Origin of the sequence: Nonomuraea recticatena, assembly GCF_039533245.1 — a bacterium.
Classification (GTDB): Bacteria; Actinomycetota; Actinomycetes; order Streptosporangiales; family Streptosporangiaceae; genus Nonomuraea; species Nonomuraea roseola.
In genome coordinates this window covers 51,791-65,339 of sequence record NZ_BAAATE010000004.1, presented here as the reverse complement: position 1 = coordinate 65,339, position 13,549 = coordinate 51,791, and the positions used below count along the sequence as shown (strand labels likewise).

Genomic DNA, 13,549 nt, shown 5'->3' with positions numbered 1-13,549 from the left:
GTCCCCCTTCCTTGGTCGAACGTGTTCCACCTTACGCCTGAGCGAACAGGTCTCCATGGTCATCCACCCTGGCCAGCACGTCGGCCGCGGTGAAGACCAGCTCGTCGGGGCTCTCGCACGCCTCGACCTCCTCCCAGAGCAGCGGCGTCGAGACCGTGGGGCGGGGCCTGGCGCGCAGGGAGTAGGGGGCGACGGTGGTCTTGGCCGGGTTGTTCTGGCTCCAGTCGATGAACACCTTGCCGGGTCTGAGCTTCTTGGTCATCACGCTGACGATCTGGCGCGGGTGCTCCTTCTCCAGCCGCTGCGCGAGCGAGCGGGCGTAGTCGGAGGGCTCGACCCTGTTGTCCCACGGCGCGTAGAGCTGCATGCCCTTGTTGCCGCTGGTCTTCGGTGTGGCGGTCAGGCCGTCCTCGGCCAGCACCTCGCGGATGTGCACGGCCACCCTGCAGCAGTCGACGATCGTGGCGGGCGCGCCCGGGTCGAGGTCGAGCACGAGCAGATCGGGCGGCAGCGCCTCGCCGTCCTTGGAGACCCGCCACTGCGGCACGTGGAGCTCCAGCGCGGCGAGGTTGGCGTAGTAGGCCAGGGTGGCCAGGTCCTCGACGATCGCGAACTCGATGGTCTCGCGGTTCTTGGTGCTGCCCGGCACGGGAAGCGTCACGCGGCGCACCCACGAGGGCGTGTGCTGAGGGGCGTTCTTCTCGAAGAAGAACGCGCCGTCGACGCCGTTGGGGTAGCGCTTGACGGTCAGCGGCCTGCCCTGGAGGTGGGGGAGCAGCACGGGGGCGACGCGGCTGTAGTAGTCGATGACCTCCGCCTTGGTGAACCCGTACTCCGGGTAGAGGACCTTGTCCAGGTTGCTGAGCGTCAGCTCGCGTCCGTCCACCTTGACGGGAACCTTCACAGCGTCACCTCTGCTGGTACCTTGTCCGCCCTGAGGCCGCGCCATACCGGGTGCCGCAGCCTGCGGTCGTGTGTCCACATGGTGTAGGCCACCTCCCCGACCAGCTCGGGTCTAACCCACCTGTTGCGGCCCCCCACCTCGTTGCTGAAGGGGCTGCACGGGATCGTCAGCGGCTCGAGCACGCCGAGCAGGTGGGCGAGCGCCGCGTCGGTGAACCCGGTGCCGATGTGCCCGACGTAGACGAACCCCTCCTCGGTGAACACCCCCGCCAGCAGGGAGCCGATCCCTCCCGCGCGGCGTCCCTTGCCAGGCTTCCACCCGCCGATCACCACCTCGCGGGTGTCGTGGTGCTTCACCTTGATCCACCAGGGCGTGCGCACCCCCGGCCGGTACGGCGAGTCGAGCCGCTTGGCGATCACCCCCTCCAGCCCCTGGTCGAGCGTGGCGGCCAGCAGGTCGGTGTCGCAGGGGAAGACCGGGGGCGCGCCGATGTCGAGGTCGTCGAGCAGCGCCCTCCTGTCCCTGTACGGCAGGTCGAACAGGGAGATCCCGCCGAGGTGCAACAGGTCGAAGGGTAAGAAGGTGATCGGGAAGCGGCGCATCATGGCGGGGGAGGGGTCGGGCAGGTGCATCCGCCGCTGCAGCCCCTGGAAGCTGGGCCGTCCGCCGGGCCCGAGCACCACGAGCTCGCCGTCGACGATCGCGCGGTCGAGGCCGAAGCCCGCAGCGCTCTCGCAGACCTCGGGATAGCGCCTGGTGTAGTCGGCGCCGTGCCTGCCGTTGACCCTGCAGGCGCCGCCTTCGAGGTGGACGAGCGCTCTGATCCCGTCCCACTTCACCTCCAGCCCGTACTCCTCGCGAGCTGCCGGTAACTCCCCAGGTACGGCCAGCATCGGTTCGACCGGATATGGCATCGGATCGCCCATGCCGGGTATGTGCCCATGAGGTGAGCCGCTATTTCTCTTTGGAGTGCCCATGCGCAGCATCTGGAAGGGTGCGATCTCCTTCGGGCTGGTAACGATCCCGGTGAAGCTCTATTCGGCCACCGAGCAGAAGGACGTCACTTTCCACCAGGTGCACCGCGAGGACGGCGGGCGGATCCGCTACAAGCGGGTGTGCACCATCGACGGCGAGGAAGTGCCGTACTCCGACATCGCCAAGGGATACGAGCTGGCCACGGGCGAGATCGTGGTGCTCACCGACGAGGACTTCGAGGACCTGCCGCTGACCACCTCGCGCAGGATCGACGTGCTGCAGTTCACGCCGGCCGACCAGATCGACCCCATCTACTTCAACAAGACCTACTACCTGGAGCCCGACGCGCAGGGCGCCAAGCCGTACGTGCTGCTGCGCGACGCGCTGGAGAGCTCGGGTCAGGTCGCGGTGGTCAAGGTGGCGCTGCGGCAGCGAGAGTCGCTGGCCACGCTGCGCGTCCGTGACGGGATCTTCGTCCTGGAGACGATGCTCTGGCCCGACGAGATCCGCGCCCCAGAGTTCGACTTCCTCGAAGAGGACATCGAGGTGAGGACGCAGGAGCTGAAGATGGCCGAGTCGCTGATCACCACGATGGTCGCCGACTTCGATCCCGCCGAGTACCACGACGCCTACCGCGAGGCCCTGCAGCAGGTGATCGAGGCGAAGGTGGCCGGCAAGGAGGTCATCGCGGCCCCCGCCGGTGAGGAGGAGGCGGGTCCCGCCGTCGATCTCATGGCCGCCCTCCGGGCGAGCGTCGAGGCCGCCAAGAAGGAGCGCGGCACCTCGGCCAAGAAGGAGCCGAAGAAGAAGGCGCGCAAAACGGCCTGAGGAAAAGCCGGAGACAGGGAAAAGCGGGGGCCGGCTCGGCTTCTTCGCCGGTCCGGCCCCCGCCCTCGGGTAATCGCGGGTATTTCTCCTCGCCCGTCAATCACCCGGTCGATCGCTCACTGTGGGCGGCTCACCAGCCGTGGTGGCCGTGGTGCCTGCCGTGCAGGAAGCTGTCCGCGTGGCGGATCTTGGCGCAGCCATTCACCCTGCGGAACCTCACGTGCCCGGTGTGGTGGTTGATCCGAATCTTGGTGCGGTTCAGGCGGTGCTCCCACGGCGCGCAGCGGCGGTGGCCCCACCCCCAGTGCCCCCCGCCGTTCGCGAAGGTGCTGGTGCCGGCGGCGACGGTGGTGCCGGCGGCGGCGGCCGAGGTCATGGCGCCGACGCCGACGACGCCACCGGTGAGTGCGGTGCTGAGTGCCATCGCAGCCGCGAGCTTCTTGATGTTAGGCATTGTCTTTTCCCCCTGAGGCATTTGGTGTGCCTTCTTCGATACTCGCCGTTTCGGACGAAATATCTCGGTTGGCCGCAAAGCCATCCTGGTTGTGATGGTTTCCTGGCCATTGGTGACACAAACGACGAATGCCCGGTTTTACCGGATGCCTATACCTTCATTACATTGATTAAATAGTTATCCGCGAAGTATGTGATAGTTGGCGGCATATGTCCGAAATAAGAGAAGGAGGGGTTAGGGGGCGGATCCATGCCGAGCAGCGCGTTATCGTCAAGGAAACGGAAGGGGGACGAACGGTGACCGAACCCATCGAGCACTGGCCAGGACGCATGATCGGCGACGTGCACGTGCGCTCGACACCTGAAGGAACGGCGGCCGAGCAGGCGGTCTTCGTGCACGGGCTGGCAGGGTCGGCGACCAACTGGACCGACCTCATGGGCGAGCTGCGCGACCTGGTCACGGGCCATGCCATCGACCTGCCTGGCGCGGGCTACTCCCCGGCCCCTGAGGACGGCGACTACTCCCTGTCCGCGCACGCCCGCGCGGTCATCGCGCTGATGGAGCACACGGGCCCCGCCCACCTGTTCGGCAACTCGCTGGGCGGCGCCGTCGCCGTCTCCGTCGCGGCCACCCGGCCCGACCTGGTGCGCTCGCTCACGCTCATCTCGCCCGCGCTGCCCGACCTCCTCCCCAGGTACGGCCCCGCCCGCGTGGCCGCCGCCGCCACGCCCAGGCTGGGGGAGTGGGTGGCCGACCGGCTGCGCTTCCTGCCCCCCGAACAGCGCATCAACGCCTCGTTCGCCATGTGCTACGCCGACGCCTCCCTCGTCCACCCCTCCAGGCTCCGCGAAGCGGTCGAGGAGCTGCGCAGGCGGGACGGCCTGCCGTACGCGGGGAGGGCGCTGATCGGCTCGACGCGGGGGATCGTGGCGGAGTACCTCAGGCTGGGCGAGCAGAACCTGTGGCGCCAGGCGGCCAGGGTCGCCGCGCCCACGCTGGTCATCCACGGCCGCAGGGACCGCCTCGTCAGACCCGCCACCGCGCGCCGCGCCCTGCGGACCTTCCCGCAGGTCAGGCTGGTTCTGCTGCGAAATGCCGGACACGTCGCCCAGATGGAGGTGCCCGCCGCCGTGGCCGCCGAGGCCCGCCGTCTGATCCTTGAGACGCGATTGGGGAATGCCCCACTGCCCGGCTAGGTTTCAAGTGAGATAGGACCCCTAATCGGGAGCGTAGAACTGTGTCGTTGCCACCTCTGGTCGAGCCGGCCGCCGAGCTGACCGTCGATGAAGTGCGCCGCTACTCGCGTCACCTGATCATTCCCGACGTGGGCATGGCCGGGCAGAAGCGGCTGAAGAACGCCAAGGTGCTGTGTGTGGGCGCGGGCGGCCTGGGTTCGCCCGCGCTGATGTACCTCGCGGCGGCGGGCGTGGGCACGCTGGGCATCATCGACTTCGACGTCGTCGACGAGTCCAACCTCCAGCGCCAGATCATCCACGGCCAGTCGGACGTGGGCAGGCCCAAGGCCGAGAGCGCCGCGGCGACCGTCAGGGAGATCAACCCGCTGGTCGACGTCATCATCCACAACACGGCGCTGACGACAGAGAACGTGATGGAGATCTTCTCCGGCTACGACCTCATCGTCGACGGCACCGACAACTTCGCCACGCGGTACATGGTCAACGACGCGGCCGTGCTGCTCGGCAAGCCGTACGTCTGGGGCTCCATCTATCGCTTCGACGGCCAGGCGAGCGTCTTCTGGGCCGAGCACGGCCCCTGCTACCGCTGCCTCTACCCCGAGCCCCCGCCTCCCGGCATGGTGCCTTCGTGCGCCGAGGGCGGCGTCCTGGGCGTCCTGTGCGCCTCGATCGGCTCCATCCAGGTCAACGAGGCCATCAAGCTGCTCGCCGGCATCGGTGACCCGCTCGTCGGCCGTCTGATGATCTACGACGCCCTCGAGATGAAGTACCGCGACGTCAAGGTCCGCAAGGACCCCGAGTGCGTGCTGTGCGGCAAGAACCCGACGGTCACCGAGCTGCTCGAGGACTACGAGGCGTTCTGCGGCACGATCTCCGACGAGGCCGCCGAGGCCGCCTCCGGCTCGACGATCACGGCCCAGGAGCTCAAGGCGATGCAGGACAGCGGCGAGGACATCTTCCTCATCGACGTCCGCGAGCAGAACGAGTACGAGATCGTCTCGATCCCGGGTGCGACGCTGATCCCCAAGGGCGAGTTCCTGAACGGCTCGGCCCTGGAGAAGCTGCCCCAGGACAAGCGCATCGTGCTCCACTGCAAGTCGGGCGCCCGCTCCGCCGAGGCGCTGGCGATCGTGAAGAACGCCGGCTTCTCCGACGCCGTCCACGTGGGCGGAGGCGTGCTCAGCTGGGTCAAGACCGTCGACCCCAGCCTGCCCAGCTACTGACGACGTCCATGGACACACCGAACAGGGGCACCGCGGCGCGGTGCCCCTGTTCGGTGGGTCCTCGACATGCTGCCCTGCGACGGCCGGGAACCCTTTCTCATCAGGGGCCGTGGCCACCGGGCGACCGGTGCGCACTTCAGTAAGCGCGACCCCACCAGGCAAAGCTTCACGCCCCACTCCTGCCGGATGGGGGGCTGTCACTCGGCCTCCCGCATTAGGGTCGAGTGGTGAGCAAAAGACGCGCATGGCCCGCCGTGGTCGTGACGTCCGCGTTGGCGCTGATCTGCGCGATCACCGCGGGCATCGCGGCCAGTGCGGCGGGCGCAGAGCTCACTCGGGGCCCGACGCAGGCGGAGCTGGAGCGGGCGGCGAAACGGGAGGTCGCCGACCGCTGGCGCAGCTGGCCCGCCGGACGGATCTTCCCCGCCACCCTGGCCTACTACGCGGAGCAGGGTGGCGAGGAGCGGGCGCGCCGGGTGGGCATCTCCACGACGACCGACTGTGCGGGCGCGGTGGACAGGAAGGCCGAGAGTGCACTGCGCAGGGCGGGGTGCAGGGCCGTGCTCAGGGCCACCTACCTCGACGCGCTGCAGGGCGTGGTCGTGACCGTGGGCGTGGTCGCGCTGCCTGACGAGCTGCGGGCCGTACGGGCCAAGAAGGTCTTCTCCGCCTCGGGCAAGCCCGTGCCCGGCATCCGCCCGATGGCCTTCGCCGGCACGGTCACCGACCGGTTCACCGCGGCGGGCCGCCAGGCGGGGTCGGTACGGCAGGCGGGGCCCTACCTCGTGCTGACGACCGCGGGACAGGTGGACGGACGCCCCGCGCGAGCGGTCGGCGGGCAGCGGCCCGCGGTGTTCTCCTTCGCCGCCGACCTCGGCGAGCATGTTCTGACCGAGCTGAGCACCCCGCGCATGCCCGAATGCGGCGCCAAGGGGTGGCAGTGCTGAGGCGGGCGGCTCTCGCGACGGCGGTGGTGCTGCTGGTGACGCCGCCCGCGCACGCCGACGAGGTGCGTGCCAGCCAGCAGCAGGTGATCAAGACCCTCCGGCTGCCGCAGGCGTGGAAGACGACCATGGGCGAGGGCGTGACGGTCGCCGTCCTCGACTCGGGGGTCGACCCGGGCCACCGTGACCTGGTGGGCTCGGTGAGCGTCGGCACCGACTACACCCAGGGCGCCAACCCCGCGGGCGTGGCGCCGCTGCGGCTGCACGGCACCTACATGGCCTCCCTCATCGCCGGCCACGGCCACGGACCGGGGAACAACGACGGCGTCATCGGGGTCGCGCCCCGTGCCAGGATCCTGTCCGTCAGGGTGATCCTCGAGGAGGAGGAGCCCGGGTTCGGCCAGTTCAACACCGCCAAGCGCTACGAGGACGTGGTGGCCAAGGGCCTCAGGTACGCCGTCGACCAGGGCGCCCAGGTGGTCAACATGTCGATCTCCAAGGAGCTGGCCACCCAGGAGGAGCGCGAGGCCGTCCGCTACGCGATCTCCAAGGGGGTCGTGCTGGTGGCCGCCGCGGGGAACGACGGCGCCCGCAAACCCGCGGCCAGCGGCTTCGCGCCCTACTCCTATCCCGCCGCCTTCCCTGGGGTGGTCTCGGTGGCCGCCACCGACGGCGGGCTGCGCCGCGCCTCCTTCTCCAACTGGAATCCGTCGGTGCTGCTGGCCGCGCCGGGCGTCGACATCCTGGGAGCGGGCCCCGGCGACGAGTACTGGGTCGGCAGGGGCACCTCGCAGGCCAGCGCGCTGGTGTCGGGGGTCGCCGCGCTCATCAAGGCCAAGTACCCCCGCATGTCGCCCGCGATGGTGTCCCAGGCCCTCACCAGGGGCGCCTCCCAACGGCCCTCGGGCGGGTACGACACGGGCACCGGGTTCGGCGTCGTCAACGCGGAGGGAGCGCTCGCCGAGGCGGCGAAACTGTCCAGGCACACGCTCACCGCCAAGGGGGACGACAGCCACGACCCCGCCCGTTCGCTCGGCGTGGCGGCGGGACCCGTGCAGGTCATCCACCGTGACCACCGGCGCGTGGCGGTCTACGGCTCCATCGCCGCCGCCGCGGCCGTCGCCGCGCTCACCGCCGTGCTGGTTCTGACCGCACTGGTCAGGCGGGCACGCAGGGCGGACAATCCCCAGGACGCATGATCCGCGCCCTTAGGGGGACGAATTACGTAGGAGAAACGCGCGAAACGGGACATCAGTGTCCCGGAACGCGTCGCCGACCGAGTGAGTGAGGAGCGGTGGGGGACACGTCAGGGCGGGCTCGCAGGCGGCCGGTGTCCGGGCTGCCCCGAACCGGGCAGGTGGCGAAGGGCGGATCCCCGCTCGGCGCCCCCGTGACCCGGCGCTCCCGCGTGCGCGCCTGGCCGGCGGCCTCGGGCCGAACGAACCTCCAGGCGGCCAGGGAGCGCGCCGAGCGGGCGGCACTTGAGCGAGGCGTCCGGTTTCGCACCGTCTTCCTCACCATTCTCGGCGCGATCGTGACGCTGTCCGCGGTCGTGGTGCTCCTCGGCACGGTCGGTCTCATCGCCGAGACCAGGTCCAGGCCCCTCACGGTCGCCGAGCAGACCCGCTACAAGCAGGAGGAGATCGCCAGGCGGTGGCAGGCGTGGCCGACCACGGGAGTCTTCCCCGAGGAGGTCGCCTACCAGGGGCTCGACGAGGCCCAGCAGTACGCCAGGAGGGTCGGCATCGCCCCTGAGAGCACGTGCGCGGCGGCGGCCGACAACGCGGTGGGGCAGGTCCTCGAGGAGCACGGCTGCCTGACGATGCTGCGCGCCACCTACATCGACCAGAGCGCGATGTTCATGTTCACCGTGGGTGTGGCGGTGCTCAAGGACGAGGAGTCCAGGGTGGCGGCCACCGAGGCCCTGTCGGTCGACGACAGGGTGGGGGTGCTGCCCGTCGCCTTCCCCGGCACCGTGACCGAGCGCTTCGGCCTCGACCAGCGCCAGCGCAACGGCTGGGTGGGCGCGGGGCCCTACATCGTCTTCTCCGCCGCGGGCTACACCGACGGCCGCACTCGCGCCGCCGTGCCGGCCGAGGAGATCCTGCACAGCGAGCTGTGGCCGGCCGCCAGGTCCGTCGGCGGCCAGATCGCCTTCTTCCTCGCGGAGCCGCCCAAGGTGCCGCGTTGCACCCAGGGGAACGCGTGCTGACCGCCGTCCGGTCGATGCTGGCGGCCGCCGTGCTGCTGTACGGCACAGCCGCGCCACCCGACCGCGAGCAGCAGCAGTGGGTGCTGACCGCGATAAACGCCGAGCAGGCCTGGACGGTCAGCAAGGGTGAGGGCGTCACGGTCGCGGTGGTCGACAGCGCCGTGGCGCCGCAGGCCCCTGGGCTCAAGGGCAGGGTGACGGTCGCTCCTGACATGACCACCTCGAACATCGACAGGGAGAGCGTCGCCCCCGGCGACCACGGCACCGCGATGGCCGGGCTCATCGCCGCCTCGGGGGAGAAGGGCGGCTTCGTCGGTGTTGCCCCGCGCTCCCGCATCCTGTCGGTGCCGATCACCGTGGACGAGGCGCTCGGCGGCGACGCCGTCCCGCCTGAGCAGGACGCGGAGTCGATGAGGGACAGCCCGCTGGCCAGGGCGATCCGCTACGCCACCGACCGCGGCGCCAAGGTCGTCAGCATGTCGATCGGCACGTACGGCGTCCGCAAATCCGAACGCGAGGCCGTCACCTACGCCCTCGGCAGGGGTGTGGTGCTCGTCGCCGCCGTCGGCAACGACGGCCAGGGGCGCTACGCCACCTCCAACGGCACCTCCTACTGGAGCTTCCCCGCCGGCTACCCGGGCGTGATCGGGGTGTCGGCGATCGACAGACAGGGCAAGCGGGCCGCCTTCAGCAGCGACAACCTCTCTGTCATGATCGCCGCACCCGGCGTCGACGTGCCCGTCGTGAACGCGGACGGCGAGCTCGGCACCAGCAAGGGCACCAGCGCCGCGGCCGCGCTGGTCTCAGGGGTCGCCGCCCTGATCAAGTCGCGCTATCCGAACCTGCCTCCCGAGCAGGTGGCCCAGGCCATCTCGGGCAGCGCCCGCGCCCGTCCCTCCACCGGCTACGACGAGAAGGTCGGGTTCGGCGTGGTGGACGCGGCCGCCGCTCTCGCCAGGGCCGGCGAGCTGGTCGGTCAGCAGCGCGGCGTCGCCGTCCCCGACGGCCAGCACTTCGGCGCGGGGGAGAAGGCGCCGCTGCCCTCGCCCCCTGGGCCGAGCCCGTGGCGGATGTGGCTGTTCGGCGGTGGCGTGCTGCTGGCGTTGGTGGCGTTCGGCGGCGCCGTCACGCTGCTGAGCCAGCGAACCCGCCGAAACTGATCACGATCGTGGCTTTTGTCGGCTATGGTCCCGCCTCATGAGTTACGAGCTGCACGTGGAGCGTGAGTCTCCGCTCGCCTTCGCCGAGCTCGCGAAAGCGATGGCGCCCGCCGGGTTCTCGCTGTGCGACCAGGGAGAGATCCTCGTCGGCGACGAGCCCCGTCCCGTCGCGCACTGGCGCGAGCGCGTGGTCGGCCGCCCCTCGTCCGACTGGGACGTGGCCCAGCTCGTCCGGCTCGCCGCGGTGCTCGGCGGCCGTCTGCTCGGCGAGGACGGCGAGCACTACTACCTGCGCGACGGCGTCATCGAGGTCGACGGGGACCCGATCGGCAAGATCGACCAGATTCTCGTGGAGGGCCCCGCCGCATGGTGAGCCCCTACGGTGAGCGGGTGCTCGACGTCGTCGAGCGGATCCCGTCCGGCCAGGTCATGGCCTACGGAGACATCGCCGAGTACCTCGGGGAGGGCGGGCCCCGGCAGGTGGGCACGGTCATGTCCACCTGGGGCGGAGGCGTGCCGTGGTGGCGCGTCGTGCACGCCGACGGAACGGCGGCGGCGGGGCTTCTCGACAGGGCGCTGGCGCACTGGCGCGAGGAGGACACACCGCTGCGTGGCGAGAAAGTCGACATGCGACGCGCCCGATGGTTGCCTTCAGGGGACTTTCAGGAACCAACTGACCTGGCATGACACGCTTTTTGCGGATTTGTGGCATGTGACGCGCATTACCATAGCGAAGGACCGTGCCCACCTGTTCCCGGGTCCGAAAGGCGGTGCCCCTTCATGGCCACCCCGACCGGCGACGTCGTCGCCGAGCGCCTGAGGGTTGTCCAGGACCTCTGTGACCGGGGGGAGCCGCTGGATGTGATCATGCGGACCGTCCGGTCAGCGGGGCTGCCCCCCGACGAGCGGCGCGCGTTCGACGCCGAAGTGCTGAGCGGCTCGCTCGGCCAGCGTTTCGACCAGGCCGCCAAGCGCGGCGCCGCCCGCAGGCGCGAACTGGTCACCCTGTTCAGGCCCTATCTGGCAGAGGTCGACCAGGGCGTCAAGCGCGACCTGCCCGTCGCGCGCAGGCTCGCCTACCACCTGGTCGAGCACCGCTCCGACGACGAGCTGATCGACGGCGACGCGCTCACCAAGGTCATCGCGGCCGCGGCCGAGCCGTCCAAGCGCATCCGCAAGGGCCTGCGCTGGTATGCCGACCTGCCCTTCGCCGACGAACTCCCGCACGACCTCTACCGGCTGCGCCGCTCCGACCTGGTGCCCGTCACGCAGATCGACGACATCGTCTGGGAGAACGGCAGGCTCCGTGTCGACGGCTACGCCTACCTGGCGGGCCTGTCGGTGCGCAGCCGACGCTTCAACAGGGCGACCGTCGTGCTGCGCGGCCCCCGCTGGCTGCCGCCGGTGCGGATGCGCACCCGCCGCACGCTCGCGCCCGAGGCCACCCACGCCGCGCGTGAGCCGGGCTGCAACTACGACTGGTCGGGCTTCACCGCCACCCTGAGCCCCTGGCCGCTGCGCTGGCGCTCCTCGCTGCGCGCCGCGGTCTCGGCGGTGCGGCGCAAGATGCGCCACAGGCCCGCCGTCCAGGACACCACCACCTGGCGCGCGGAGATCGTCTTCTGGTCCCGCGGCGCCAGGGCCACCGGACTGCTGCGCGGGGCCTCCCTCGGCAGGACCGAGCGGCCCGCGGGGCTGCGGGTCAAGCCGCGCTGGTGGGTGCGTCCCGTCTGGACCTCCGACCGGGCGCTCCAGGTCGTGCTCCAGCCGAACAGGGCCGAGCTGACAGGGGTGAAGCTCGACGGCGAGCGGCTCGAGCTGACCGTCTTCCTGGCCGGCCGCACCTGCACCAAGGGCCATGCCAGGCTCGGCGGCCACCGCATGCACGCCGACTTCCAGCCCGTCGAGGGCGGCACCAACGTGCTGGTGACGCTGGCCGTGCCCGCCCTGCTCCAGGAGAAGGACGGGCGGCGGCTGTGGGTCGAGCCCAAGGGCGACCCCGCGGCCTCCGTCATGCTCGGCGACGCGCTGGAGGAGACCAGGGCGCAGGTCGGCGACCGCGAGATCACCGTGCTCGGCGACAGGCGTGACCGCGTCGTCGTCTCCGCGCACAGGATCAGGCCGGTGATCACCTCCGTCTCGTGGGACGGACCCGTGCTCGAACTGCGTGGCGAGTACCCCGACGCCGAAGGCGCGCGGCGGATGTCGCTCAGGCACCGCTCGGGGCTGATGTACCACGCGGACATGGCACGCTCCGGCGACGCCTTCACCGTACGGCTGAAGCCGTCCGAGATGGAGCGGTTCGGGGAGCTCGTCCCCATGCCGTCGGGCACCTGGAACCTGTCGGTGCGCCACCCCACGGGCGAGATCGTGCCCGTGCGGGTCTCGCACGCGGCGCTGCCCTCGCTCGACGAGAGCCGCCACTCCTTCGCGGGACGTGGCTACCGGTTCGTGTCCACCCGCTTCGACGTGCCCGTGCTCATGGCGGAGGAGTCGCGTCCCGCCGACGAGAAGGGCGTCGCGGGCACCCACGTGCTGCGTCGCGTCTTCTACCCGGCCCAGCGCGGCGAGCCGCTGAACGACGCGACCGTCTACGTGGTCAACGACGGCCGCCACTACGCCGACAGCGTCCGCGCGATCTACGAGGAGCGGCTGCGGCGCGGAGACGACCGCGAGCACATCTGGATCGTCAAGGACGGCGCGTTCGTGCCGCCGGGACCCGCCACCGTGGTCCGCGCGGGCAGCCGCGAGCACCACGCGGCACTGGCACGTTCCCGGCACATCGTGACCAACTCCTTCCTGCCCGCCTGGTTCAGGGCGCGCGAGGACCAGGTCGTCGTCCAGGTCTGGCACGGCACGCCCGCCAAGCGCATCGGCAACGACCTGCCGCACATGTCCCGCGACCCCCGCCCGCCTGTCTGGTACCGCCAGGCGGCGGAGGTGCGGGGCTGGGACGTGCTGCTGTCCCAGTCCCCGTGGGCGACGCCTGTGCTGCGCGAGGCGTTCGGGTACAAGGGCGAGGTGCTGGAGAGCGGGCTGCCGCGCAACGACGTGCTCAGCTCACCCGACAGGGAGGAGCTGGCGGCTGCCGTACGGCGGCGGCTGGGGCTGATCGAGGGCAAGAAGGTCGTGCTCTACGCGCCGACATGGCGCGACTACGACAGGAAGAACAGCACCATCAAGCTGGACCTGTCGCTGGCCAGGGCCGAGCTCGGCGCCGACCACGAACTGCTGGTGCGGGCGCACCCGATGCAGGCGATGCCGCTCGTGCCGGGGGAGGTGGCGCACGACGTCACCACCTACCCCGACATGTCCGACCTCCTGCTGGTGGCGGACGTGCTGGTCACGGACTACTCGTCGTCGATGTTCGACTTCGTGGCGACGGGACGGCCGATCGTCTTCTTCACCTACGACCTGGAGAAGTACTCGTCGAGGCGGGGGCTGTACCTGGACCTGGCCTCGCAGGCTCCCGGGCCGCTGCTGTCGAAGTCGGGCGAGGTCGTGGAGGCCCTGCGGTCGATCGACACGGTGGCGGCCGCGCACGCGGACCGCTACGAGGCGTTCAGAGCCACGTACGCGCCTCGCGACGACGGCAAGGCGACGGCCAGGGTCGTCGACCACGTCTTCTCGTAGGGCTCGCCCAAGGGGCTGAA

At 70.5% G+C, this 13,549-nt stretch carries 13 protein-coding genes; 10 read left to right on the top strand and 3 right to left on the bottom strand.

The window, feature by feature from the left end:
- Nucleotides 1-31: 31 nt before the first annotated feature.
- Together ligD (ABFX50_RS09250) and ligD (ABFX50_RS09245) are read right to left on the bottom strand one after the other, a co-directional pair.
- A complete protein-coding gene (ligD, locus tag ABFX50_RS09250) occupies nucleotides 32-904 on the bottom strand; it encodes a non-homologous end-joining DNA ligase (RefSeq protein ID WP_346145031.1) in 873 nt (290 codons plus the stop codon).
- Entirely contained in the window at nucleotides 901-1,818 is a 918-nt protein-coding gene (gene ligD / locus ABFX50_RS09245; RefSeq protein WP_346145029.1) for a non-homologous end-joining DNA ligase, read from the bottom strand. Before ligD (ABFX50_RS09245) ends, ligD (ABFX50_RS09250) begins: the two co-directional genes overlap by 4 nt.
- 61 nt (nucleotides 1,819-1,879) lie before the next feature.
- Between ligD (ABFX50_RS09245) and ku the strand changes: the two genes are divergently transcribed.
- Complete coding sequence (ku, locus tag ABFX50_RS09240; RefSeq protein WP_346145027.1) at nucleotides 1,880-2,707, top strand: non-homologous end joining protein Ku; 828 nt, start codon at nucleotides 1,880-1,882, stop codon at nucleotides 2,705-2,707.
- 130 nt (nucleotides 2,708-2,837) lie between these two features.
- Here ku and ABFX50_RS09235 read toward each other — a convergent pair whose 3' ends face one another.
- The gene (locus tag ABFX50_RS09235) at nucleotides 2,838-3,161 is read right to left on the bottom strand and encodes a hypothetical protein (protein WP_346145025.1); all 324 of its coding nucleotides are present in this window, start codon (nucleotides 3,159-3,161) and stop codon (nucleotides 2,838-2,840) included.
- A 296-nt stretch (nucleotides 3,162-3,457) separates the two neighbouring features.
- On the opposite strand from ABFX50_RS09235, the gene ABFX50_RS09230 reads away from it, so the two are divergent.
- The 9 genes from ABFX50_RS09230 (at nucleotide 3,458) to ABFX50_RS09190 (ending at nucleotide 13,529) form a co-directional block, all read left to right on the top strand.
- Nucleotides 3,458-4,357: an alpha/beta fold hydrolase gene (locus ABFX50_RS09230; protein ID WP_346145023.1), complete on the top strand. Its 900-nt coding sequence runs from the start codon at nucleotides 3,458-3,460 to the stop codon at nucleotides 4,355-4,357.
- 41 nt (nucleotides 4,358-4,398) lie between these two features.
- Complete coding sequence (gene moeZ, locus ABFX50_RS09225; RefSeq protein ID WP_346145021.1) at nucleotides 4,399-5,580, top strand: adenylyltransferase/sulfurtransferase MoeZ; 1,182 nt, start codon at nucleotides 4,399-4,401, stop codon at nucleotides 5,578-5,580.
- A gap of 227 nt (nucleotides 5,581-5,807) precedes the next feature.
- Nucleotides 5,808-6,527: a hypothetical protein gene (locus ABFX50_RS09220; protein WP_346145019.1), complete on the top strand. Its 720-nt coding sequence runs from the start codon at nucleotides 5,808-5,810 to the stop codon at nucleotides 6,525-6,527.
- Complete coding sequence (locus tag ABFX50_RS09215) at nucleotides 6,521-7,723, top strand: S8 family serine peptidase (RefSeq protein WP_183655678.1); 1,203 nt, start codon at nucleotides 6,521-6,523, stop codon at nucleotides 7,721-7,723. The genes ABFX50_RS09220 and ABFX50_RS09215 overlap by 7 nt, the downstream gene beginning before the upstream one ends.
- 95 nt (nucleotides 7,724-7,818) lie before the next feature.
- The gene (locus tag ABFX50_RS09210; RefSeq protein ID WP_346145017.1) at nucleotides 7,819-8,736 is read left to right on the top strand and encodes a hypothetical protein; all 918 of its coding nucleotides are present in this window, start codon (nucleotides 7,819-7,821) and stop codon (nucleotides 8,734-8,736) included.
- Nucleotides 8,712-9,896 carry a S8 family serine peptidase gene (locus tag ABFX50_RS09205; protein ID WP_346145015.1) on the top strand — a complete coding sequence of 395 codons (1,185 nt, stop codon included), beginning with the start codon at nucleotides 8,712-8,714 and terminating at the stop codon, nucleotides 9,894-9,896. Before ABFX50_RS09210 ends, ABFX50_RS09205 begins: the two co-directional genes overlap by 25 nt.
- A 37-nt stretch (nucleotides 9,897-9,933) precedes the next feature.
- A complete protein-coding gene (locus ABFX50_RS09200; RefSeq protein WP_346145013.1) occupies nucleotides 9,934-10,269 on the top strand; it encodes a hypothetical protein in 336 nt (111 codons plus the stop codon).
- Nucleotides 10,263-10,583, top strand: coding sequence for an MGMT family protein (locus ABFX50_RS09195; protein ID WP_346145011.1), 321 nt, complete (start codon nucleotides 10,263-10,265; stop codon nucleotides 10,581-10,583). Before ABFX50_RS09200 ends, ABFX50_RS09195 begins: the two co-directional genes overlap by 7 nt.
- Nucleotides 10,584-10,676: 93 nt before the next feature.
- Nucleotides 10,677-13,529, top strand: coding sequence for a CDP-glycerol glycerophosphotransferase family protein (locus ABFX50_RS09190; protein ID WP_346145009.1), 2,853 nt, complete (start codon nucleotides 10,677-10,679; stop codon nucleotides 13,527-13,529).
- The last annotated feature ends 20 nt before the right edge of the window (nucleotides 13,530-13,549 follow it).